Origin of the sequence: Bacillus glycinifermentans (genome assembly GCF_001042475.2) — a bacterium.
Lineage (GTDB): Bacteria > Bacillota > Bacilli > Bacillales > Bacillaceae > Bacillus > Bacillus glycinifermentans.
Window position 1 is genome coordinate 627,085 of sequence record NZ_LECW02000045.1, and the last position, 21,965, is coordinate 649,049.

A 21,965-nucleotide genomic window follows, 5' to 3' on the forward strand; every position below is an offset into this window, starting at 1 on the left:
GCAACGTCGGCAGCTTTTTAGAATATAGAAAAAGCCGCGGCTTAGCGGGCAAACGGGCCGGCAGCCGGGATGACCTATTCTTTTTTCTGCCCGAGGATTTGTTTCACCGCTTCCATCAGACTGTTAGTGATATGTGTGCTGCTGCTGAGCAACACTTTCAGATAGCGGATATCATTCGAAAGCGGAGACGCGAAGTTAACCGATTCCAAGTGATTAATGATCCCTTGGTTGATCCTTTTTTGTTCCTGAATCAGTTCAAAAAGCTGCGGGGGGTATGGCCCATGTTCCTCCGGTCTTTGTTTCATGACGCCGCCTCCTTTTCTTTACTGGGCTTTGCCCATATTGTAAAGGGTTATAAAAAAAGAATCTATTCATAAAATCTAAAAAAATCATTTTGCGAAGATTGACGCATGCCCATCGAATGAAATTGAAACCAAACGGCCATGATACACGTAGACTTGAGTATAATGACCTTGTACATTGGACTTAAGAAGGGATCTAGGTCAGGAGAGTGATGTGAATGACACGAAACAACGCGCTGATTGCTGCAATTTGTTATTTTAGCGTTTTTTTTGCCCCGCTTATTTTGCCTATCGCCGCGTATTTTATAACAGATGATCAAGAAACGAAAAAGCATGCGATGCGCTCGCTTATTTCGCATATCATTACGTTTATCAGCGTGGTGATATTGGCTGCCGGCGCAATAAGCGGAACGGTTATATTTAATGATGGCGGATTTTTAGCGTTTTTTTCTGTTTTTGGAGGCATCATTTTTTTCATGGTCATCAGCTTGATTATTGCGATTTGGAACGTGATCCAAGGGATTAAGATGCTGACGCGGGTATAAAAAGAAGGAGAACGGGGGATTTTCATGAAAAATGAAAAAGAACGGATTTTACAATTGGTTGAAGAGGGGAAGCTTACTGCAAAAGAAGCGCTGATCCTGATCGAAAAACTTGAGGAAGACTATAAGGAAAAGGAAAGCAAGATCACGGCATTATCCGAGAATGTCGTCGATTCAGGCGAATTTTTTAACGAAAAGAAAAAAGAGCCGAAGCCTTCGATCGGTTCCAAGCTGTTTGAATGGATCGATACCGCCGTTAAGAAAGTAAAAGAAGTCGATCTTGATTTGAATTTCGGGCAATCATTCGAAGTCCAGCATATTTTTCAGTTTAAAGATACGGATTTTTCAACGCTTGACGTTCAGCTCGCCAACGGCAGCGTCAATCTCGTCCCGTGGAGCGACCCTGACGTGCGCGTTGAGTGCCAGGCGAAAGTGTACCGTGCCGAAACCCAGGATGAAGCGAGACGGGCTTTTCTCGAACATATAGAATGCGGTGTCGAAGGCGAGAGATTTTCGGTCCGTACGGAGAAAAAAACGATGAAGACCAATCTGACCGTTTATATTCCAGACAAGGAATACGGTAAAATCCGTTTCAAGCTGTTTAATGGTCCGATCAGGGGGGAACATTTAAACGTAAAAGAGCTTTCAGCGAAAACGACGAACGGTATTTTGTCGTTTTCCGGGCTGACTGCAGGCAAAGCTGCACTGGAAACAGCCAACGGGCAGATTAAACTGGCGGATCATGAATGCGGCGAGATTGAAGCGGAAACGATTAACGGGTTGATCGATGTAAAAGGATCGTGCGAGGCCCTTGATTTGCAGAGCTTTAACGGCAATATTGCCGCGACAGTCAGGAGTCCGCACTGCCGCTCGGCTTATGTGAAAACGACCACAGGCAGCATCGAATTGAATGTTCCCCGCGACTGCGCCGTGACAGCCGAGCTGAAAAGCAATCTCGGTTCCCTGTCAAATGACCTGTCCGATGCGGAGATCCTTAAAGAAAAAAATGAAACGATACAAAAGGAAATGCATATAAAAGCCAATCAAAATCATGATCACAGCATGACGGTATTTTTAGAATCAAAGACTGGATCGATTCATTTAAATCATACACAGGAGTGATACAATGAAAAGGCTATTTCGATCCGAAAAAGACAGAAAGATTGCGGGAGTCGTCGGGGGCCTGGCCGAGTATTTTAACATCGACGCCGCGCTGCTGCGAATCATCACAGTCTTATTGTTTATTTTTTCGACGGGAATTCCCGTGCTGCTGATTTATATCGTCTGGGTGTTTGTAGTTCCGAATGAAGGAGACGTTAAGTAGATGATAAGATGGATCATAAGCGTTCTTGTCAACGCTTTGCTGCTAATCGTAATTGCCGGTTATTTTGACTCGGTTCACGTTGGAAGCGTCGGCGCCGCCATTATGGCGAGTTTGGTTTTATCGATTTTGAATGTCATAGTAAAGCCGGTGCTGATTATTCTCACGCTGCCTGTCACGGTTGTTACGCTCGGTTTATTTTTATTTGTGATTAATGCCGTTACATTGTATATGACGGCAGCGATTATGGGGGACAGCTTTAACCTGGACGGCTTTGGGACAGCCATATTTGCATCCATCGTCCTGTCGGTTTTCCACCTGTTGATCCAAAAAGCGATCATCGAACCGATGACAAGAAAATAAAAACAAAGAGCCTGACATGTTCAGGCTTCTTTTTTTGCTTCATAAAAAAGGCGTGACAAGGCAAAATACGAAAGGGAGGTAGACGATGAAAAAGAACAGAAACCGCCAAACCCTTTTGTTGATTGTCACAGCGTGTCTTTTGGTCTTGCCGGTGTCAGCCGCTGATGCAGGTGATACACTGCCGGCAAATGCCTCAAACTCTCCTGTTATAAGGCATACGCCCGTAGAAAAAGGGGAGAAGGGGGAGGATCTGCTTTTTACCGCAAAGGCGGCTGCGGACACCGTTATCCTTTATTACAAGCAAAATGACGAATTGCCGTTTCGGGCGGTGCCGATGGAGATCATCCCGGGCAAAAAAGAAAGCTATATTGCTAAAATTAACAGCGCCATGTTAACGTCCGACAAGGTCGTTTACTATATTGAAGCACAAGCTGGCGATCAATCTGCCAGAACGGATTTGTATACGATCGATGTGAACGGGTTTGCGGCCGACATACAAAAGCTGCCTGAGCTTTTGATTACCGAAATGGTCGTCGATTCGACCAATGTCGGCGGCAAGGACGGATACGAATTTATCGAGGTTTATAACAATACAACAAAACCCGTTCATTTGAACGGCTACAACATCAGATACAGACAGCCTGAAAAGGGAAAGGAGTCTGATGCAATCTGGCCTTTTGAACAGGAAGATATCAAGATTCCTTCCGGTAAAACGCATGTGTTTTGGTTGAAAAACGAAGCGAACGCACATCTAACTGCGGCCGACTTTAACCGCCATTACGGTGTTCATCTTCAGGAGGGCAGAACGCTTTCCGGATTGAAAGGCGGCATGGCGAACATGGCGTCAAGGGATCTGGTTATCACAACGGACAGCGGGGATGAGATTGCTGCCGCGCATTATCGCCATGAACCAGGCCGGACTGACGCCGTGAAAAACAAAGCGATTCTTTACAAGTACCCGATTGACGGATCGAAGCAAATGGCGAAAATATCGAGCGGGGAGACGAAGCCCTCTCCAGGTTCGCTTTTAAGGGAGCAGACGCCGTCGGAAATGGTTACCGTCCTCCCAGATAGAGAAAGGCCTAAAATCCGGGATCTGACCGTCCATCAGCCTGTTAAGCCCGGAGAGGCGATACAGCTCCTCGCCGAGATAAAAGACAATAAACGGGTCAAAAAAGCGCAGTTTTTTTACAGAATGAACGATGATGAGCCTTTTACAGAAGTAAGCGTCGAAAAAAGCCAATCAGACGGCCTTTATCGGCATAACATTTATTTCGCAGAATTTATCGGCAAAGATAAGCTCGAGTATTATATAAAAGCCAGTGATGGATCCAACGCGGTTACCGGAGAAAAGAAAACGATCTCTCTCCAGCAAAGCTTTTTAAAAGGGCTCAGGTTGAATGTAGAGGAGCGCGGCACGGTTTCCGGGGACGTGCTGCTGAAAGCTGCATCAGAAAGACCGCCTGAGGAGACGGTCATCCGGATTGACGGGAAAGAGCAGAAACCGGCGGGCACAGCCCTTGAAAAGACGGCTTACTTCGCCTTTGACGTTAACAAAACCAACCTTTATTTTAAAAATGCGGTGACGATCGGAAAGCGGGTTCACAAAATATTTGACGACACACACCAACGGTATACAACGATCACCGTACCGATTGCGCCTGAGGAATTTTCAAAGGGCAAACCCTTTTCGATTAAAGTCCGTTCAGGTACTAAATCGTCTCCGTTTCAACAATCCTCCGCTGAAAACCGGGACGATTTTTTATTGAAAAACCCGCGTCTCGTCCTGGGGGACGGAACGGTCATCCGTGATGAGCGCTATCGTGACCCGAAAACTGCGCTCCGTGTCGGAGACAATCGCGATGCACGGGAATGGTACGAATTTCGCTTTTCCCTTAAGGACGGCTGTTTTAAGGCCCTCGCCTTTCAGTGGAATACAAAAGCCTGGAAAGAGGGCTGGCATACGGTTGAAGCGGAGAAAAGGGAAGAAAAAGTAAAACGGAAGGTCATGGTCGACAACAGCGGCCCTCTCATGAAAGCTTCTGTGAAAGACGGCAAAACGTATAAAGGAGCTTTTACGCTTGATGCGGATATTCAGGATAAGCGAAGCGGCATCAAAGAAATAAAAGCGTTTCTCGACGGTAAAGCGATTTCTTTGCCTCATGCTGCAACATCCGCTGAGCTGTCCCCCGGCAAGCATGTTTTTAAAATAAAGGCAGTCGATGGAGCGGGCAATGCGTCCGTTATAAAAAAGGTGTTTCACGTTAAAAAGGAACAGCCGGAAAAACCCGAAAAAGTAAAGGCCCCGACCGGCAGTACACAGGCCGACCTGGCCGTTCGCGTCAAAGATCCGACAAAGGACAGAATGAAGGTTTCTTTTTATCGGGGTTATCAATATACCGTAAAAGACGATGAACATGTAAACGTATCTACGTATGGAAGCGAGACGGAGCCGCCAAGGGGTTTTGCCCCCAGCGGGGAAAAACCGCTGTCAAAAAAGGAGAGGAGCAGCATGGCCGCCGTTGACGGACGAGGCTTTGAGACCGTCTCAACAACCCGGTTCCCATATCACCGCTTCGATGTGAAAATCGATGAACAAGTCGATGAGAACGATCAAGCGGAAGTGACATGGCGGGGAAGCTCCCTCCCGGGGAGACGGGTGTCCATGTTTGCCTGGAACTATAACAAACACCGATGGGAAGCGCTTGTTTATCATATCGCAAAAAACAGCAGGAACTTTACGCTAAAAGGAGTCATAAAGATGGCCGACCATGTCCGCAAATCCCGGGCAAGCATCATCATCCAGGATCAGATCCAGCTTTCCCCTGACGACTATACGTTTATCTGGATGTCTGACACTCAATATTACGCGGAAAGCTATCCGCACATTTTTGAAAAGCAGGTGAACTGGATCGCCGAGCAGAAGGACAGGCTGAACATTAAATACGTCTTTCATACAGGGGATATTGTCGATGAAGCGGACCAGCCCGTTCAATGGAAGCGGGCCGATCAATTTATGAAGGTGCTCGATGACCGCCGGGTGCCGTACGGAGTTCTCGCCGGCAACCACGATGTCAGCCATAAAAGCCGCTCCTATTTGAGGTACGGCAAATACTTCGGCGAACAGCGCTTCAAAAACAAGCCGTTTTACGGGGGCTCCTATTTGAATAATAAAGGGCATTACGATTTGATTTCGTGCGGAGGCAATGACTATATCATGATCTTCATGGGCTGGGGAATCGGAGCGAAAGAACTGCGGTGGATGGATGAGGTGCTGAAAATGCACCCGGACCGAAAAGCGATCTTGTCGTTTCACGAATATTTGCTCGTCAGCGGAAGCAGGAGCCCGATCGGCGACAGAATCTTTGAGCATGTCATCAAGCCGAATAAAAACGTGATCGCTGTATTAAGCGGCCATTATCACAGCTCGAATTTGAAAGTCGACAAGCTGGATGATGACGGTGACGGACGCCCTGACCGGAACGTATACCAAATGCTTGCCGATTATCAGGGCGGGCCGGAAGGCGGACAAGGCTATTTAAGGATTTTTCACGTCGATCCGAAACGGGACACGATTCATGTCAAAACATATTCGCCATACCTTGATGATTATCATTTTTATAATCCGGAGCAATACGGAACAAAAGACGAATTCAGCATCAAAACCGATCTAAAACCGCGCCTGAAAAAAGTGAAAACCGACTACTTTGAGCTGAATGTTTTTTCTGATCAGAAAATCGGCGAAACGAAGAAGATCAGAAGCGGAAAAACGGCATCGGTAACATGGGATCAATTAAAGCCGAACACCAGCTATTTCTGGTATGCTGAGGCTTTTGACAAATACGGCGGAAAAAGCCGGTCTGACATTTGGAAATTCACGACGAAACAAGAAGATATGAAGCCGTTTTCAAGTGATAAAGGGTCAGAGTGGCCTGCTTCCCCACCCCATAGGAACATGTCGGACAGTTCTGCAACGGGATATGGAAATTCAACAAAACCGCCACCGGAAGCCGCCCGCGCGGTATGCGAAGCGGGATTCCCTTCCTTGATCAATGTCTTAAAAAACCGGCTTCCGATTGCCGAAATTGGATTTTTGCTGGCTGTATACACGATTTTTGACCGAAAAAAGCACTTGTTTTCCTAGCGGAAGGCAGGTGTTTTTTTATTTTTGCATATCGCGAAGGAGGGCCTGTTTGTTTCTATAGACCGATAATATGGTGATCGCGCCAATTACAATAATGGACATGATGGCAGCGGCTAAGTAAAGCTTTCCAAATCCCATACCAACGCTCTCTTGAATCGCATCTGTAATGATTTGTTTTATTTTAGGATCCGGAATTTGGCTGAGCTTTTCTTTCAGCTGCAGCCCATTTGCTTCGCCTCCTGCAAATGAATTCGCGGGAATGCCGCTGTCCTTTAGTTTTTCGGTGATACGGCCGGCGATATTTTCGTAGCCGCCCGTAATAAATCCGGCATAAATCGCGGGTGCCAGTGTCAACCCCATTTGCCTGACGAGCGACAATGTCCCGAGCGCGGTTCCGTAATGCCGTCTTGCGGACTCTGATACGAGCATGTTTAAAGGCGCGCCCAACAGAAAGCCAAAACCGATCCCGGCAATCACGCTCGCTAAAACAAATTCCCATTTTTCCGTCACCCAAACCGACAACAGCAAAAAGCCCAAAAATGAAACGGCTCCTGAGAGCAAAGTTGTTTTGACCGGCCCTTTTTTGTCAGCCATCATTCCGCCGAGTCCCGCTCCTGCGCCTGAAGCCAGCGCAAGCGGTGTCATCCAGTAGCCTGCTTTTTCCGGGGCGACATGCAAATACTGCTCCGCATATGAAGGAATAAAAATGACGGCAGCCAACAGTCCTCCGGATAAGAAACCGATGAAAAGCGTCCATTGAAACACCTTGTTTTTCAATAAGCTGCAGGCGAGGATCGGATCTCCGCCTTTTTGCTCCACCCGTTTTTCATAAAAAAGCAGTCCCGTAAACAAAACGAGGCCGGCCGCGACAAAAAAGAAAACGCTTGGATCGGCCAAGCCGGTCAATACATCTTGACCCTTAAGATTTGTAATGCCGTACATAACAGACAAAATTGCCAAAGATAAAATGACGGTTCCCGTCAGATCGAGAGGCTTGATTTGATCCGCTTTTGTTTCGCTGATAAACGGAAAGCTCAATAGGACAAGTCCGGCGGCAATCGGCAAATTAATCAAAAACAGCCAATGCCAGCTTCCGGCGATATCAAGAATGAAGCTGCCGATATTCGGACCGAGCACAGCGGCGATCCCGTTCATCGCACCTAACAGTCCAAGCGCAGTCCCCTGTTTTTCTTTCGGGAGCGCCGTGAGAACATGGGAGCTTCCGATGATGAAAATACCGCCCCCGCCGAGCGATTGAATGAGACGCGCCAATAAAAACATCGGAAAGTTTTGGCTGATGGCAACCAATAAAGACCCTATGCCAAAAAGCGTGACCTCTGCAATAAACAGTTTTTTTCTTCCGTAACGGTCTGACAGCTTTCCAACAATCGGAACACTGACGGACAAGCCGAGTGTATAAAGCGTAATTCCCCATGCTCCCCACGAAGGGGACACTTGAAAAGACTTATTGATGGTCGTAAGTGCTGCTGAAATAATCCCATTGTCCAAGGCTGCCATAAACACGCCGACCGTAAACAGAACAATTGCCCATTTCTGGTTTGGTTCATCTGCCGGAAAAGCGGCTGACATCATGATTACCCCCTTATATCGTTAACTTAAAATGAATAATTAACTTTAAGTGAACTATTTTCATCATCCTTCAAAATCTTTGTTTTGTCAAAAGAAATTTTTTATCAAAAAAAGCCGCGCCTGTACCGGCTGCGGCTTTATTAGTCTGATTCATTTGATTTCAGCGCTTTTTCAAGGATGCTGAGCCCTTCATTCACTTTTTTCTTCTCCTCTTCATTCATCATCTCGAGGGCTTTCTTCAGCTTTCCATGCCCTTTTTTATACAAGCCTCGGAAAATATCTTTTGCGCTCTCCGTCAATTCGACGACGATCGTTCTGCGATCTGTCTCAGAATGCGTTCTTTTTATAAAATCGGCCTGTTCAAGACGGCCGAGAAGCCCGGTCATATTTGGCAGGGAGGCGCCCATTTTTTCGGCGATCTCCGAGACTTTCAGTTTTCCGTGGTTGTTCAAAAGCATTAATACTTTCATTTGCGGCATACTGATATCAAGCTTCATCCATTCAGAGACATCCCCGAGTCCAGCTGCTGTCAGCACTTTCATATAAAGAACCCATGTTTCCTTTTCCTCGGGAGATAGGATGTCCTCGTTCAGCACGGTTGTATCGTGAATATTGTATTCCACGCTCTGTTCACTTCCTTTAAACGTTCCTCTCTTCATACTAATGATTTTTCGGGATGAAAGAAAGCCTTTCGCCGGGTAGCGCGGGGGAATCGTCATGAAGCTTTATCAAAAATTGTTTTAGGTTTATTTTGAAAGTGATAGAATAAAGCTGAATGTCTAGTTTTTCTTCACCTGAGAAGAGGAGGGTGCATCAATCGTGCCAAAAGTTCGAACAAAAGATGTGATGGATAAATTTAAGCTGGAACTGATCAGCGGAGAAGAAGGAATCAACCGTCCGATTACGATGAGTGATTTGTCCAGGCCTGGTCTTGAAATGGCGGGATATTTTACATATTATCCGAAAGAGCGGGTCCAGCTGCTTGGGAAAACGGAAATTACCTTTTTTGAGAAACTTCCTGAAGAAGAAAAAAAACAGCGGATGCTTTCTTTGTGTACTGAGATTACGCCGGCGATCATCCTTTCGCGGGATTTGCCGATTCCCCAGGAACTGATCGAAGCTTCTGAACAAAACGGCGTCCCTGTACTGCGTTCGCCCATGAAGACGACGCGTCTGTCAAGCCGTCTGACGAATTTCCTCGAAAGCCAGCTCGCGCCGACGACGGCGATCCACGGCGTGCTCGTCGATGTGTATGGTGTAGGTGTGTTAATTATTGGAAAGAGCGGGGTCGGAAAAAGCGAAACCGCATTGGAGCTTGTCAAAAGAGGCCATCGTCTTGTAGCCGACGACTGCGTGGAGATCAGGCAGGAGGATCAGGATACGCTGATCGGGAGTGCGCCTGAATTAATTGAACATCTCCTTGAGATCAGAGGACTCGGCATCATCAACGTGATGACACTGTTCGGCGCGGGAGCCGTCAGGAGTTTTAAACGGATTACCCTTGTGATGAGCCTTGAGCTTTGGGAGCAGGGAAAACAGTATGACCGTTTAGGGCTTGATGAAGAAAAAATGAGAATCATTGATACCGACATTCCAAAGCTGACCATTCCGGTCCGTCCGGGGCGAAACCTTGCTGTCATTATCGAAGTGGCTGCCATGAACTTCAGGCTGAAGCGAATGGGCCTTAACGCGGCTGAGCAATTCACCAATAAGCTTGCGGACGTGATCGAAGACGGTGAGCTTGAAGAATAGGAGTTGACAATATGAATGAAACGATTGAACCTTTAAATCCGATTGCCTTTCACTTAGGCCCGATTGCCGTTCACTGGTACGGGATCATTATCGGCTGCGGCGCGCTGCTCGGATTGTGGCTGGCGGTCAGGGAAGGCGAACGAAGGGGGCTTCATAAAGACACTTTTGTGGACCTCGTTCTTTTTGCGATTCCGATTGCGATTATTTGCGCGAGAACGTACTATGTCATTTTTCAATGGGACTATTACAGCAAACACCCCGATCAGATCGTTCAAATATGGAACGGCGGCCTCGCGATCCACGGCGGTCTTATCGGAGCCGTGCTGACGGGGATCGTCTATTCAAAGGTAAAGGGCATTTCCTTTTGGAAACTCGCCGATATTGCGGCGCCGAGTATCCTTTTAGGCCAGGCGGTCGGCCGCTGGGGAAACTTTATGAACCAGGAAGCGCACGGCGACGCCGTATCGAGGGCGTTTTTGGAAAATCTGCATTTGCCTGATTTCATCATCAACCAAATGTATATTAACGGGCAATATTATCAGCCTACTTTTTTATACGAATCATTATGGAGCTTTACGGGAGTCATCATTTTACTTCTTTTGAGAAAAGCGAATTTAAAGAGGGGCGAACTGTTTTTACTCTATATCATCTGGTATTCCATCGGACGCTACTTTATCGAAGGCCTGCGCACGGACAGCCTGATGCTGACGCAATCGCTCAGAATCGCCCAAGTCATTTCGATCGTTCTGATCGTTTGCGCGGTCGCGCTCATTCTGTACAGACGGTTTAAAGGCGATCAAATTAAACGATATCAAGAGATGTAGACTGCATGTAAAGGGGAGACAGCAATGAAGGGAACCTTAAAGGCCGGGGCGAAAGCGGGGCTGAAAACGACGTGGACGCTCGGAAAAGTGATTTTTCCGGTTACGCTGATCGTCAGCCTGCTCCAGCATACCCCGGTTATGGGCTGGCTGATCAAGATGATCACGCCGGCGATGGGAGTTTTCGGTCTTTCGGGGGAAGCAGCGATACCGCTCGTGTTAGGCAACATGCTCAACCTGTATGCCGGGATTGCAGGGATATTAACGCTCGATTTGTCTGTTAAAGAAGTGTTTATTCTGGCGGTCATGCTGTCATTTTGCCATAACTTGATTATCGAGTCGACGGTCGCTTCAAGAGTCGGAATCAAAATATGGCTCATTTTGCTTGTCCGCATCGGTCTTGCCGCCTTTTCAGCCATCCTTATCAACCTCGTGTGGCACGGCGGAGGGGAGGCTGCAAAATACGGTTTGATTTCTGCAAAAGGCGCGGCTCCGACGGGCTGGTTTGACATTGCGCTTGAAGCCTTCACAAAAGCCGGTCTGGGAATCCTTCAGCTTGCTGCGATCGTCATCCCGCTGATGATCGTCATTCAATATATGAGAGACCTCGGCTGGCTGAACGTTTTCTCAAAGTGGTTTGCACCGGTAACGAGAATGCTCGGGATGAAAGAAAATACATCGATGACAATGGTTGCAGGACTCTCGATCGGGCTCGCATACGGCGCCGGGGTCATGATCAAAGCTGTCGAAGAAGACGGCGTCAGCAACCGGGATGTGACGCTCGCGTTCATTTTTCTTGTCGCCTGTCATGCCGTCGTTGAAGATACATTGGTATTTATCCCGCTCGGCATTCCGGTCTGGCCGCTTCTTGTGATCAGGCTTGCCACCGCGGTCCTCCTGACGATCGCAATTTCGCGTTTCTGGAGGAAGCCGGGCTATTCCGTTCAAGAGAAAGGAAGCTTTATATGAAAATAAATACTGTTCTGTTTGATTTGGATGGAACGCTCATCAATACAAATGAGCTGATCATTGCATCTTTTTTGCATACGCTTGAACATTACGCTCCCGGGCGTTATCAAAGGGAGGATGTGCTCGCGTTCATCGGTCCGTCCCTTTACGAAACCTTCAGCGGCATACATAAGGATAAGGCGGAAGAAATGATCAGCATGTACCGAGAGTTCAATCATAAAATGCACGATCAGCTCGTAACGGAATATGATACGGTTTACGAAACGCTCGACCGCTTGGCCGAAGAAGGGTATAAGCTCGGAATCGTGACGACAAAACTGCGCGATACCGTCAACATGGGCCTCAAGCTGACAGGGCTTGACCGTTTCTTCGAGACGGTTGTGACGCTTGACGACGTCAAGCGCGCCAAACCTGATCCGGAGCCTGTTCTGCTTGCGCTTTCCAAGCTCGAAAGCCGCCCTGAAGAATCGATCATGGTCGGCGACAATTACCACGATATTTTAGCCGGGAAACATGCGGGCACAAAAACGGCGGGCGTCGCCTGGACGATTAAAGGAGAAGCAAGCCTTGCCAAGCATCAGCCCGACTATATGCTCGGCAAAATGAGCGATCTCCTTGCGATTCTCGGAGTGGAACCGGCTTGAGAAACACGAAGCGCTATCCGGTGTCAGGCGCCAACTCCTTATGGCATGTCTATCAAACGGTTCCGTTTTTCAAAGTGGTCAAAAACTTCATCGTCATACAGACGGCCCGCTATACACCGTTTCTCGGGGTGAAAAACTGGATGTACAGAACGTTTTTGCGGATGAAGATCGGAGAGCAAAGCTCATTTGCCTTGATGGTTATGCTTGATGTGATGTTTCCCGAAAAAATTTCCGTCGGCCGCAACACTGTGATCGGCTACAATACAACGATTTTAGCCCATGAGTATTTAATTAAAGAGTACCGTCTCGGCGAGGTCACAATCGGCGACGAAGTGATGATCGGGGCCAATTCGACGATCCTTCCCGGCGTGACCATCGGAGACGGCGCCGTCGTATCCGCCGGAACGCTCGTCCATAAGGACGTCCCGCCGGGCGCTTTTGTCGGCGGCAATCCGATGAGGCTCATTTATACAAAAGAAGAAATGGAGAAACGGATGGAACCCCCCGCTGAGTAAACAGAGGGGGTTTTTCATAGCTAGAATTCCTGATTGTTTTTTTCCGTAACATGCTTGACTCCGATCCATTTTTTTCCGACATTCGAGTATCTTGTGTTTGTCATCGTGACAGTGCTTGTTGAGCTGTCCGTTCTGAAAATGGCTTCCTTCATGTTGGTGATGGTGCAGTTGTCAATCACGACGGAAGTTTTGAAGGTTGAACCGCCGAGCTGCCGGATGAACTTGCCGCCTTGATCAGCGGTGAAGTTTTTCACCGTAAAGGTGCCGGCTTTGTTGATTTGAAAAATCTTATCTGAGGCCAGGCGCGCAGATCCGCCGTTGATCGTGACATTTCCCTCTTGTCTCACGGTCAGGGCGTCTTCACCGACATCCTCCCAAACAACATTACTGATGGAAACGTTTCCATAAGTGTGAACGCCATCAGCAGCCGGTGCGCCGAGCACGACATTTTTCAGCGTCGCCCCATCTTCCACCTTGAAAATCGGTTTTTGGCCTTCTTTCTGACTGCCGTCACCAAGCTCCGGACCAGCTGTAAAACGCTGTCCTTTTCCATCATAAGTCTTCCCTTTTTCAACGACAATCGTTTGATGGACGACCTCTGCGGCAGAGGCTTTTTCGGGAAAAGCCTGTCCACACAAACCGGCAACCAACCCCGACAGCACGACCAAACCAGCTAATTTCTTCATTACCGAAACCCTCCTAAAGATTTAGTTTTGGCTGATATCCAGCCATGTCTCCCGGCTTTGTCCCCGCCCGCCATTTTCGTTCTGGTTCTTTTTCAATGCAAGGGAGACATTCAATTTCGCTATTATCATAAAAGGATATTCAGCAATTGTAAACGAATAAACCGAAAATTTAGAAAATACAGTAAATTAAATATGGATTAACAAATCGTTATATTCATTTTTAATATTTTGTCAGTGAAAATGGAGCTATTTTCGAACATGATAAAGGAATCAATAGAAAAGATTGCCAATCGGATCGCGATTTGTTTGTTTTCATGAAAAAGGGGAAATGACGATGAAAAAGAATTTGTGGGCATGCATGAAAGCTGGAGCGAGCCGGGATCAGTTGCAAGCATGGATTGCATCAAAAGCTTCCCCAGGTTTGCCGTTCAAGAAATAAGCGCCGATAAGATGATCATGGGCACCCCTTCTTACGGATACGATTAGGATGTAACAAATCCGGATTAAAATGCAATGAAGCAGTGGGATGAAATTCAAACATACGATTTGACAGACAGCTTCGATAACGTTTTCCTATACGGATCAGATCATCATCAGCATGTCATCCGGTATGAAAATGAAAAGCAGCCTTGCAAAAGAATACTGCCTCGTCGTCTCTGTATATTCTTTAGGTCATGAATCAGAGTTCTTTTGGCAGGCTGTTCAAAAAGGATATGAAAAAGAGGCCGGAATAATTCATTCCAGCCCCTTTTTTATGAAGCGATGACAACCGCCTGGCTGCCCATTTGTTTCCATGCCTTTTCAAAATTGCTTCTGTCGACTTTTCTGTTTTTGTAGCCGTAAGGATCGTTCAAATAAACGTATTTATCATTATAGCCGGTAACCGCGACGCTATGGACGCTGTAGGTGACATCCACCTTGCCTGACGGCGTATTCCACGTTTGCATATCATTGACCGGAGCGAATCTTACGGTGGCAATGACCCAGACCGGTCTTCCCTTGTTGAGCTGTTTATAGATGGCCGCCGGCTTCTTTCCCGTCAGGTCGATAGCTTTCGTTCCTGCATAAGAAGCGGCCAGCTTGTAAATCGGACCGTGGTAGACGCTTAGGCCCGGGCCTTTTTCCATATCGCCGACAAAACCGTCGTTAGGGTTTCCTTTTAAGCCGTTTTGATAGGTGAGCGGCACTCTATTGATTTTTTGAGCCAGTTCATTTTTCGTCACATCATATCCGCTGTAGTTTAAGATCATCGCCAGGCTGGCGACTTCGCATCCGTTATAAAGCTTCGGAGCATCCATTTGTTTGATCAACGGCACGTCCAGCGTATCGTCCGCTCCTTTGCTTTTGACTTCTTCTCCGCCCGTTTTCGTCTGGCTGTTTTCGTGCATTTCAATTAGCGGACCGATCATATCTTTGGAAAACAGTATGAAAATGGCTAAGGCAAATGCTGTTAAGAAAAAAATAGAAAATAGCGCTTTGATGAATTTCATATCAGTCTCCCGTCCTAGTTTACAGAATAAAAATTTGTTCTTTATACGATTATATCATCAAGACATTCTTAAAATAAAAGAAATCATTTTTACAAAAGTGGGGCAGTCTGTTATTGATTTTGACTCTTTCATCTGTTAGCATATTATCATATTAGCGAACTAAAGGATTCGGAATTTTCCTTCAAACTGATACGGGGGTGCAAGTCAGATGTTTATGTTCGAAAAACCTCACGGCATGAGAGACACGCTGCCCGGGCTCTATGAAACGAAGAAAAGGGTGCGTTCTACACTCATAGACGTGATAGGGCTGTGGGGATACCGATTTGTGGAAACTCCGACGCTCGAGTTTTATGAGACGGTTGGTGTGCAGTCAGCTATTCTAGAACAGCAGCTTTTCAAGCTGCTTGATCAGGAAGGGAAGACGCTTGTGCTGCGCCCTGATATGACAGGGCCGATTGCAAGGGTGGCGGCCTCAAAGCTTTTGAAACAAAATCATCCGATCCGCGTCGGGTATGCGGCGAACGTTTTCAGAGCGCAGGAACGGGAAGGCGGCCGTCCCGCAGAATTTGAACAGGTTGGGGTCGAGCTTATTGGAGACGGATCGGCAAGCGCCGATGCCGAGGTGATTGCCCTTGTCGTTAGTGCGCTTAAAAACGCGGGGCTTACGTCTTTTAAAATCTCGATCGGCCATATCGGAATCGCAGATGCGTTATTTATGGACGTTCTGGGAAATGAAGAAAGGGCTCAAGTGCTGCGGCGCTTTTTATATGAAAAAAATTACGTCGGCTACCGCGAACATGCGAAATCGCTGAATTTATCGTCAATCGATAAAAACAGGCTGCTTGAGCTTCTGGAGCTGAGGGGCGGTATCGAAACGTGCGGCTCGGCTAAAGCGATCATCGATTGCGAACAAGGAAAGAGTGCGATTTCACAGCTTGAAGCTCTTTGGCAGACACTCGGTGATTACGGATGCGCAGAAGACGTCAGGCTCGACTTAAGCATGGTCAGCCATATGAGCTACTATACCGGCATTTTATTTGAAATATACGCTGAAAACGTCGGCTTTCCGATCGGGAACGGAGGACGCTATGACCAGCTGCTCGGCCGCTTCGACCACCCGGCCCCTGCGACCGGCTTCGGAATCCGAATCGACAGGCTGCTTGAAGCTTTGAACGCGGAAGATACACAAGAAAAAATGGATATCGTCATTTTCAGTACGGAACAGAGGGTAGAGGCCATTCAATTCGCAGAGGAAGAACGGCGGAAGGGCAAAAAAGTCGTTCTCCAGGATTTGGCGGGGATCGAAAACATCGATCAAATGACAAAATCTTTTCAAAACGTGACCTATTTTATCGGTTCCAGAAAGGAAGAGCAGCATGGGTAAACGATTGACGATTGCGATGCCGAAAGGACGGATTTTTGATGAAGCCGCCGGACTGCTTCGAAAAGCCGGCTATCAGCTTCCCGAAGAATTCGAAGATTCAAGAAAACTGATTATCGATGTACCGGAAGAAAGCCTCCGATTTATTCTGGCTAAACCGATGGATGTCACGACATATGTGGAGCATGGAGTGGCGGATGCCGGAATCGCTGGCAAAGACGTCATGCTTGAAGAAGAGCGTGATGTCTACGAGGTTCTCGATTTGAAGATCAGCAAATGCCGCCTGGCAGTGGCCGGTCTGCCGCAGGCGGCTGCCGGCGGTGTTGCACCGAGAGTGGCGACAAAATATCCGAATGTCGCGTCAAGCTATTTCAGGGAACAGGGAGAGCAGGTCGAAATTATTAAGCTGAACGGGTCGATCGAGCTTGCTCCGCTCATCGGTCTCGCCGACCGGATCGTAGATATCGTGTCAACCGGACAGACGCTCTTGGAAAACGGCCTTGTGGAAACCGAGAAAATTTGCGACATCACATCACGGTTCATCGTGAATCCCGTGAGCTACCGGATGAAAGACGATGTCATCGATGAAATGGCTTCAAGGCTTGCGCTTATCGTGGAAGGGGAATAGATAATATGAAGATCAAATCCATCGGCGGGAATACCGCTGTTTCGCTGAAAAGGTCGATCAGCGCCGGAACGGAAGAACAAAGAAAAGCTGTGCGCACGATCATTGACGGGGTGATCAAACGCGGGGATGCGGCTGTTGCCGATTTTACGAAGCGGTTTGACGGAGCCGATGTATCCGATCCGCGCGTTTCCGAACAGGAAATCAAGGAATCCTACAGCATGCTGAAACAGGAGGATGTGGATACGCTGAAAGCGGCGATTTCCAATATTAAAGAATATCATGAACGGCAGCTGACATCTTCCTGGTTCTACCATAGAGAAGACGGTACGATGCTCGGGCAAAAAATCACGCCGCTTGATTCGGCTGGTGTTTACGTTCCCGGAGGAACCGCGGCTTACCCGTCATCGGTTCTGATGAATGTCATTCCTGCAATTGTTGCGGGCGTCGGCCGGATCGTGCTCGCATCTCCGCCGGGAAAGGACGGGAGGCTGTCTCCGGGGGTTCTTGTTGCGGCGGCTGAACTCGGCATAAAAGAAATGTACAAAATCGGAGGGGCTCAGGCGATAGCGGCTCTGGCCTACGGAACGGAGACGATATCCCCTGTCGATAAAATCACGGGGCCCGGCAACATTTACGTCGCCTTGGCAAAACGCGAAGTATTCGGCCAGGTTGACATCGACATGCTCGCAGGGCCGAGCGAAATCGCCGTTCTCGCCGATCAGACGGCAAACCCGCGTGAAATCGCCGCAGACCTGCTTTCGCAGGCTGAACACGACGCGATGGCGTCAAGCGTTCTGGTCACCGATTCCCATTCACTCGCTGAAGCCGTTCAGAAAGAAGTGGACCGCCAGCTTGAAGAGCTGCCGAGAAAAGACATTGCCCGGCAGTCCATTGACGATCACGGCTGTATTTATGTAGCGGAAACCATTGATGACGCCGTCACGGCCGTTAACGAGCTTGCTCCGGAGCACCTTGAAATCGTAACGGAAAATCCTGAGGCGCTGCTTGGAAAAATCAAACACGCCGGAGCGATTTTCCTGGGACGCTACAGTTCCGAGCCTGTCGGGGATTATTTTGCAGGTCCGAATCACGTGCTGCCGACGAACGGAACGGCGCGATTTTCGAGCCCGCTCAGCGTCGAAGACTTTCAAAAACGATCAAGCATCATTTCATACAGCAAGGAAGCTTTCCGCGAAAACGCTGAAAGGATAGCTGCTTTTGCCAGAATGGAAGGGCTTGAAGCACATGCAAGAGCCATCGAATCAAGAAACGGGGAGGAAGACTGATGAGAAAAGCCGAACGGGCAAGAAAAACGAATGAAACGGATATTAAGCTGTCTTTCAATATTGACGGCCAAGGAGAAGCGGATATTCAAACAGCTGTGCCGTTTATGACGCACATGCTCGACTTATTTACAAAGCACGGCCAGTTCGACCTTTCCGTCAAGGCTGAAGGCGATGTGGACATCGATGACCATCATACGACAGAGGATATCGGCATTTGTCTCGGGCAGGCGCTTTTGGAAGCGCTCGGCGATAAAAAAGGCATTAAACGCTACGGATCAAGCCTTGTGCCGATGGACGAAGCGCTCGCACAGGTCGCGGTCGATTTGAGCAACAGGCCGCATCTTGAGTTCAGGGCGCAGCTTCCGAGCCGGAAAGTCGGAACATTTGATACTGAGCTTGTCCACGAATTTTTATGGAAGTTCGCCCTTGAAGCGCGCATGAACCTTCACGTCATCGTCCATTACGGGACGAATACGCATCATATCATTGAGGCGATTTTTAAAGCGCTTGGCCGCGCGCTTGACGAAGCGACAATGATCGATCCGCGCGTGAAAGGAATTCCATCAACGAAAGGAATGCTGTAAATGATCGGTGTCATTGACTATGGAATGGGGAACCTGTACAGCGTCTCAAAAGCATTGGAGCGGATCGGAGCGGATTATATTGTATCAGAGCGGATCAGCGAGCTGCAGAAAGCGGACAGCTACATCCTGCCGGGAGTCGGCGCGTTTCGCGATGCGATGGAGATTTTAAACAAAACGGATTTAAAGACCTTTATTCGGGATGCGGTCAGTGAAGGGAAGCCGCTTCTCGGGATTTGCCTCGGCATGCAGCTGTTGTTTGAGGAAAGCGAAGAACGGGGCATTACCGGCGGACTCGGTCTTTTAAAAGGGAAGGCCGTCAAGCTTGAAGCCCGGGATGAAGCGGGAAACCGGTTGAAGGTACCGCACATGGGCTGGAACCGCCTCGCGATTCACCGCGATTCACCGATTTTGACGAAGGCTGACGAAGGCTACGCTTATTTTGTCCATTCCTATTATGTCAGCGGGATGGATGAGGAAGCTCTCTTGGCAAGCGCTGATTACGGCGTGCGCGTACCGGCCGTCGTCGGGCTTGATCATGTATACGGGGCCCAGTTCCACCCTGAAAAAAGCAGCACCGTCGGAATGTCGATTTTAAAACGATTCAAACAATTGACAGAAGAACAGAAGGTGACAACATGAGCGGGTTTACAATATATCCGGCCATCGATATGAGAAATGGAAAATGCGTCAGGCTTGTGCAGGGAGACTATGCAAAGGAAACGGTATACGGGGATTCCCCGCTTGAGATGGCGGCATTGTTTGCAGATCAGGGAGCGGAATGGATCCACCTCGTCGATTTGGACGGCGCGAGAGAAGGCAAAACAGTCAACGATGTTCATGTGAAAGCCATCGCGGATCGATTGAATGTTAAAGTGCAGGTCGGCGGGGGCATCAGGACCGAAAAAGACGTTGATGACTATCTCTCAAATGGCGTGGAAAGAGTGATTTTAGGCAGTTCGGCCGTGTCTGATCCGGCGTTTGTCAAAAAGATGCTGAAGACGTACCAGCATCATATCGCAATTGGACTTGACGCAAGAGACGGTTTTGTCTCAACGGAAGGCTGGCTCGAAACGTCATCCGTGACGGCGGTGGAGCTCGGCAGGAAGCTGGCCGCGGAAGGCGCGGAAGTTTTTATTTTCACCGATATTGCGACAGACGGAATGCTGTCCGGACCGAACATTGACAGTACGGTAGAGCTTGCCGAAGCCACCGGAAAACAGGTTATTGCCTCCGGCGGCGTCAGCTCTCTTAGCGATTTGGAGGCTTTGGCGGTCCGGGGCCCTGAAGGCGTCCGCGGCGCAATCGTCGGCAAAGCTTTGTACACGAATCAATTCACCGTGTCTGAAGCGCTTGAAAGGGTGGGGATCAAGTGATTACAAAACGCATTATACCGTGTTTGGATGTAAAGGACGGCCGTGTCGTCAAAGGGATCCAGTTTCTTGAACTGAAGGACGCCGGCGATCCGGTAGAACTTGCCGAGGTGTACGATAAAGAAGGCGCAGATGAACTTGTTTTTCTCGATATTTCCGCCTCGCATGAAGGAAGAAAAACGATGGTCGACGTTGTGGAAAGAGTGGCGGCAAAGCTCGCGATTCCCTTCACGGTCGGCGGCGGTATCAACCGTCTGGAAGACATGAAGACGATTTTAAGAGCGGGTGCGGACAAAGTTTCCGTCAATACGGCCGCTGTCCTTCGCCCCGAGCTGATTACCGAAGGCGCCGGCTTTTTCGGTTCCCAATGCATCGTCGTCGCCATTGATGCCAAATACGATGAAGCTGAAGACGAATATTTCGTTTACACACACGGCGGCCGGAAAAAGACGGATCTTGACGCCGTATCTTGGGCGAAGGAAGCCGTTCAGCGGGGAGCGGGCGAGATTTTGCTGACCAGCATGGACTCCGACGGGGAGAAGAACGGATTTGACCACAGGCTGACAAAGCTCGTGTCAGAAGCGGTCCCGATTCCGGTGATTGCCTCAGGCGGCGCCGGAAATGCCGAGCATATGAGAGCCGTGTTTGAAAAAGGCGAAGCAGATGCCGCACTCGCCGCCTCCATCTTCCACTACAAAGAAACGTCGGTTAAAGAGGTAAAGGCTTATCTAAAAGAGCGCGGGGTGAATGTAAGATGATAAAGGCAGACGAATTAAAGTTTAATGAAGAGGGTTTAATCCCGGCGATCATCCAGGATGCAGCAAGCAAAGAAGTGCTGACACTGGCCTACATGAACAAAGAATCGTTTAAAAAAACGATCGAGACAAAGGAAACGTGGTTTTTCAGCCGCTCCCGCGGAGAACTGTGGCATAAGGGCGAGACTTCAGGCAATGTTCAGCATGTGACAGACATCCGCCTCGATTGTGACCGCGACGCTTTGGTCGTGCTTGTCGAGCCGCAGGGCCCTGCCTGTCATACGGGAAGCTATAGCTGTTTCTCATCCTTGAAGGACGGCAAGGAAACAAGCGGCGGCCGTTTCTCTATTATCAATGAGCTCGAAGCCGTCATCGCCAGCCGGCAGGCTGAAATGCCCGAAGGCGCCTATACGACGTATTTATTTCGGGAAGGCATTGACAAAATCCTGAAAAAAGTCGGCGAAGAAGCAGCCGAGGTGATCATCGCTTCGAAAAACCGCGATCATGAAGAATTGAAATGGGAGGCGGCAGATCTCCTCTATCATTTGCTCGTCCTTTTAAGGGAGCAGGCCCTTCCGCTTGATGACGTATTGAGCGTGCTGAAAAAACGCCACGAAGAATCCAAATAGCACGAGTTAAAAAAATCCAGACCTTTTCACGAGTTTGGGTTTTTTTATTAAAAAATAAGCGATCAGCCCATATAAATCTAAGGAATGGATAAGCCAAAAGTGGAAAATGAAGAGAAATTTTTCGAAACCTTGTTTTTGCTCTGTTAAGCCTACGAGAAACTATGTTATACTACTCACGGTATACAGTTTGAAA

At 48.4% G+C, this 21,965-nt stretch carries 23 protein-coding genes; 18 read left to right on the forward strand and 5 right to left on the reverse strand.

Annotated features, from left to right (window positions below; all coding sequences use genetic code 11):
• Positions 1 to 74: 74 nt before the first annotated feature.
• On the reverse strand, positions 75 to 305 hold the full coding sequence (locus AB447_RS22410) for a hypothetical protein (protein WP_048354961.1): 231 nt from the start codon (positions 303 to 305) through the stop codon (positions 75 to 77).
• A gap of 215 nt (positions 306 to 520) precedes the next feature.
• Here AB447_RS22410 and AB447_RS22415 point away from each other — a divergent pair, with 215 nt between their 5' ends.
• The 5 genes from AB447_RS22415 to AB447_RS22435 all read left to right on the forward strand — a co-directional run bounded on the left by AB447_RS22415 (position 521) and on the right by AB447_RS22435 (position 6,672).
• A complete protein-coding gene (locus AB447_RS22415; protein ID WP_048354962.1) occupies positions 521 to 847 on the forward strand; it encodes a magnetosome magnetite crystal formation protein family in 327 nt (108 codons plus the stop codon).
• Between the two features lie 24 nt (positions 848 to 871).
• The gene (locus AB447_RS22420) at positions 872 to 1,966 is read left to right on the forward strand and encodes a DUF4097 family beta strand repeat-containing protein (protein ID WP_048354963.1); all 1,095 of its coding nucleotides are present in this window, start codon (positions 872 to 874) and stop codon (positions 1,964 to 1,966) included.
• A 4-nt stretch (positions 1,967 to 1,970) separates the two neighbouring features.
• The gene (locus tag AB447_RS22425) at positions 1,971 to 2,168 is read left to right on the forward strand and encodes a PspC domain-containing protein (RefSeq protein ID WP_057957757.1); all 198 of its coding nucleotides are present in this window, start codon (positions 1,971 to 1,973) and stop codon (positions 2,166 to 2,168) included.
• The gene (locus AB447_RS22430) at positions 2,169 to 2,528 is read left to right on the forward strand and encodes a phage holin family protein (RefSeq protein ID WP_048354964.1); all 360 of its coding nucleotides are present in this window, start codon (positions 2,169 to 2,171) and stop codon (positions 2,526 to 2,528) included. It abuts the gene before it with no gap.
• A gap of 85 nt (positions 2,529 to 2,613) precedes the next feature.
• Positions 2,614 to 6,672, forward strand: coding sequence for a lamin tail domain-containing metallophosphoesterase family protein (locus tag AB447_RS22435; RefSeq protein WP_048354965.1), 4,059 nt, complete (start codon positions 2,614 to 2,616; stop codon positions 6,670 to 6,672).
• Between the two features lie 18 nt (positions 6,673 to 6,690).
• Here the strand turns inward: AB447_RS22435 and AB447_RS22440 are convergent, their stop codons facing one another.
• Both AB447_RS22440 and AB447_RS22445 read right to left on the reverse strand, forming a co-directional pair.
• Positions 6,691 to 8,262: an MFS transporter gene (locus AB447_RS22440; RefSeq protein WP_048354966.1), complete on the reverse strand. Its 1,572-nt coding sequence runs from the start codon at positions 8,260 to 8,262 to the stop codon at positions 6,691 to 6,693.
• A gap of 140 nt (positions 8,263 to 8,402) precedes the next feature.
• Positions 8,403 to 8,885, reverse strand: a complete 483-nt coding sequence (locus AB447_RS22445) for a MarR family transcriptional regulator (RefSeq protein WP_048354967.1) — start codon at positions 8,883 to 8,885, stop codon at positions 8,403 to 8,405.
• Positions 8,886 to 9,081: 196 nt separating this feature from the next.
• On the opposite strand from AB447_RS22445, the gene hprK reads away from it, so the two are divergent.
• From hprK to AB447_RS22470, 5 genes are read left to right on the forward strand one after another with little or no spacing between them, the layout of a single operon-like run.
• Entirely contained in the window at positions 9,082 to 10,014 is a 933-nt protein-coding gene (gene hprK, locus AB447_RS22450; RefSeq protein ID WP_048354968.1) for an HPr(Ser) kinase/phosphatase, read from the forward strand.
• A gap of 11 nt (positions 10,015 to 10,025) precedes the next feature.
• Positions 10,026 to 10,838 (forward strand): prolipoprotein diacylglyceryl transferase, encoded by an 813-nt coding sequence (lgt, locus tag AB447_RS22455; RefSeq protein ID WP_048354969.1) that lies wholly within the window; start codon positions 10,026 to 10,028, stop codon positions 10,836 to 10,838.
• A 24-nt stretch (positions 10,839 to 10,862) separates the two neighbouring features.
• The gene (locus AB447_RS22460) at positions 10,863 to 11,804 is read left to right on the forward strand and encodes a nucleoside recognition domain-containing protein (RefSeq protein ID WP_048405755.1); all 942 of its coding nucleotides are present in this window, start codon (positions 10,863 to 10,865) and stop codon (positions 11,802 to 11,804) included.
• Positions 11,801 to 12,448, forward strand: a complete 648-nt coding sequence (gene ppaX / locus AB447_RS22465) for a pyrophosphatase PpaX (RefSeq protein WP_048354970.1) — start codon at positions 11,801 to 11,803, stop codon at positions 12,446 to 12,448. Before AB447_RS22460 ends, ppaX begins: the two co-directional genes overlap by 4 nt.
• Complete coding sequence (locus AB447_RS22470) at positions 12,445 to 12,963, forward strand: acyltransferase (RefSeq protein WP_048354971.1); 519 nt, start codon at positions 12,445 to 12,447, stop codon at positions 12,961 to 12,963. The genes ppaX and AB447_RS22470 overlap by 4 nt, the downstream gene beginning before the upstream one ends.
• A gap of 20 nt (positions 12,964 to 12,983) precedes the next feature.
• Here the strand turns inward: AB447_RS22470 and AB447_RS22475 are convergent, their stop codons facing one another.
• Both AB447_RS22475 and AB447_RS22485 read right to left on the reverse strand, forming a co-directional pair.
• Positions 12,984 to 13,649: a pectate lyase gene (locus tag AB447_RS22475; protein WP_048354972.1), complete on the reverse strand. Its 666-nt coding sequence runs from the start codon at positions 13,647 to 13,649 to the stop codon at positions 12,984 to 12,986.
• 752 nt (positions 13,650 to 14,401) lie between these two features.
• Positions 14,402 to 15,037 carry a C39 family peptidase gene (locus AB447_RS22485; protein WP_232517730.1) on the reverse strand — a complete coding sequence of 212 codons (636 nt, stop codon included), beginning with the start codon at positions 15,035 to 15,037 and terminating at the stop codon, positions 14,402 to 14,404.
• Between the two features lie 310 nt (positions 15,038 to 15,347).
• Here AB447_RS22485 and AB447_RS22490 point away from each other — a divergent pair, with 310 nt between their 5' ends.
• Genes AB447_RS22490 through hisIE form a run of 8 tightly spaced genes read left to right on the forward strand, consistent with a single transcriptional unit; the run spans position 15,348 to position 21,772 of the window.
• Positions 15,348 to 16,523, forward strand: coding sequence for an ATP phosphoribosyltransferase regulatory subunit (locus AB447_RS22490; protein WP_048354975.1), 1,176 nt, complete (start codon positions 15,348 to 15,350; stop codon positions 16,521 to 16,523).
• A complete protein-coding gene (hisG, locus tag AB447_RS22495; protein ID WP_046129492.1) occupies positions 16,516 to 17,148 on the forward strand; it encodes an ATP phosphoribosyltransferase in 633 nt (210 codons plus the stop codon). Before AB447_RS22490 ends, hisG begins: the two co-directional genes overlap by 8 nt.
• Positions 17,149 to 17,153: 5 nt before the next feature.
• The gene (hisD, locus tag AB447_RS22500) at positions 17,154 to 18,434 is read left to right on the forward strand and encodes a histidinol dehydrogenase (RefSeq protein WP_048354976.1); all 1,281 of its coding nucleotides are present in this window, start codon (positions 17,154 to 17,156) and stop codon (positions 18,432 to 18,434) included.
• A complete protein-coding gene (gene hisB / locus AB447_RS22505; RefSeq protein WP_048354977.1) occupies positions 18,434 to 19,018 on the forward strand; it encodes an imidazoleglycerol-phosphate dehydratase HisB in 585 nt (194 codons plus the stop codon). Before hisD ends, hisB begins: the two co-directional genes overlap by 1 nt.
• On the forward strand, positions 19,019 to 19,657 hold the full coding sequence (hisH, locus tag AB447_RS22510) for an imidazole glycerol phosphate synthase subunit HisH (protein WP_048354978.1): 639 nt from the start codon (positions 19,019 to 19,021) through the stop codon (positions 19,655 to 19,657).
• On the forward strand, positions 19,654 to 20,391 hold the full coding sequence (hisA, locus tag AB447_RS22515) for a 1-(5-phosphoribosyl)-5-[(5-phosphoribosylamino)methylideneamino]imidazole-4-carboxamide isomerase (protein ID WP_048354979.1): 738 nt from the start codon (positions 19,654 to 19,656) through the stop codon (positions 20,389 to 20,391). The genes hisH and hisA overlap by 4 nt, the downstream gene beginning before the upstream one ends.
• A complete protein-coding gene (gene hisF / locus AB447_RS22520; RefSeq protein ID WP_048354980.1) occupies positions 20,388 to 21,146 on the forward strand; it encodes an imidazole glycerol phosphate synthase subunit HisF in 759 nt (252 codons plus the stop codon). Before hisA ends, hisF begins: the two co-directional genes overlap by 4 nt.
• Positions 21,143 to 21,772 (forward strand): bifunctional phosphoribosyl-AMP cyclohydrolase/phosphoribosyl-ATP diphosphatase HisIE, encoded by a 630-nt coding sequence (gene hisIE, locus AB447_RS22525; protein WP_048354981.1) that lies wholly within the window; start codon positions 21,143 to 21,145, stop codon positions 21,770 to 21,772. The genes hisF and hisIE overlap by 4 nt, the downstream gene beginning before the upstream one ends.
• The last annotated feature ends 193 nt before the right edge of the window (positions 21,773 to 21,965 follow it).

Coding starts and splice junctions, on each gene's coding strand:
- AB447_RS22410 (WP_048354961.1), bottom strand. CDS start 305: ATGAAACAAAGACCGGAGGAACATGGGCCATACCCCCCGCAGCTTTTT.
- AB447_RS22415 (WP_048354962.1), top strand. CDS start 521: ATGACACGAAACAACGCGCTGATTGCTGCAATTTGTTATTTTAGCGTT.
- AB447_RS22420 (WP_048354963.1), top strand. CDS start 872: ATGAAAAATGAAAAAGAACGGATTTTACAATTGGTTGAAGAGGGGAAG.
- AB447_RS22425 (WP_057957757.1), top strand. CDS start 1,971: ATGAAAAGGCTATTTCGATCCGAAAAAGACAGAAAGATTGCGGGAGTC.
- AB447_RS22430 (WP_048354964.1), top strand. CDS start 2,169: ATGATAAGATGGATCATAAGCGTTCTTGTCAACGCTTTGCTGCTAATC.
- AB447_RS22435 (WP_048354965.1), top strand. CDS start 2,614: ATGAAAAAGAACAGAAACCGCCAAACCCTTTTGTTGATTGTCACAGCG.
- AB447_RS22440 (WP_048354966.1), bottom strand. CDS start 8,262: ATGTCAGCCGCTTTTCCGGCAGATGAACCAAACCAGAAATGGGCAATT.
- lgt (WP_048354969.1), top strand. CDS start 10,026: ATGAATGAAACGATTGAACCTTTAAATCCGATTGCCTTTCACTTAGGC.
- AB447_RS22460 (WP_048405755.1), top strand. CDS start 10,863: ATGAAGGGAACCTTAAAGGCCGGGGCGAAAGCGGGGCTGAAAACGACG.
- ppaX (WP_048354970.1), top strand. CDS start 11,801: ATGAAAATAAATACTGTTCTGTTTGATTTGGATGGAACGCTCATCAAT.
- AB447_RS22475 (WP_048354972.1), bottom strand. CDS start 13,649: ATGAAGAAATTAGCTGGTTTGGTCGTGCTGTCGGGGTTGGTTGCCGGT.
- AB447_RS22485 (WP_232517730.1), bottom strand. CDS start 15,037: ATGCACGAAAACAGCCAGACGAAAACGGGCGGAGAAGAAGTCAAAAGC.
- AB447_RS22490 (WP_048354975.1), top strand. CDS start 15,348: ATGTTTATGTTCGAAAAACCTCACGGCATGAGAGACACGCTGCCCGGG.
- hisG (WP_046129492.1), top strand. CDS start 16,516: ATGGGTAAACGATTGACGATTGCGATGCCGAAAGGACGGATTTTTGAT.
- hisD (WP_048354976.1), top strand. CDS start 17,154: ATGAAGATCAAATCCATCGGCGGGAATACCGCTGTTTCGCTGAAAAGG.
- hisB (WP_048354977.1), top strand. CDS start 18,434: ATGAGAAAAGCCGAACGGGCAAGAAAAACGAATGAAACGGATATTAAG.
- hisH (WP_048354978.1), top strand. CDS start 19,019: ATGATCGGTGTCATTGACTATGGAATGGGGAACCTGTACAGCGTCTCA.
- hisA (WP_048354979.1), top strand. CDS start 19,654: ATGAGCGGGTTTACAATATATCCGGCCATCGATATGAGAAATGGAAAA.
- hisIE (WP_048354981.1), top strand. CDS start 21,143: ATGATAAAGGCAGACGAATTAAAGTTTAATGAAGAGGGTTTAATCCCG.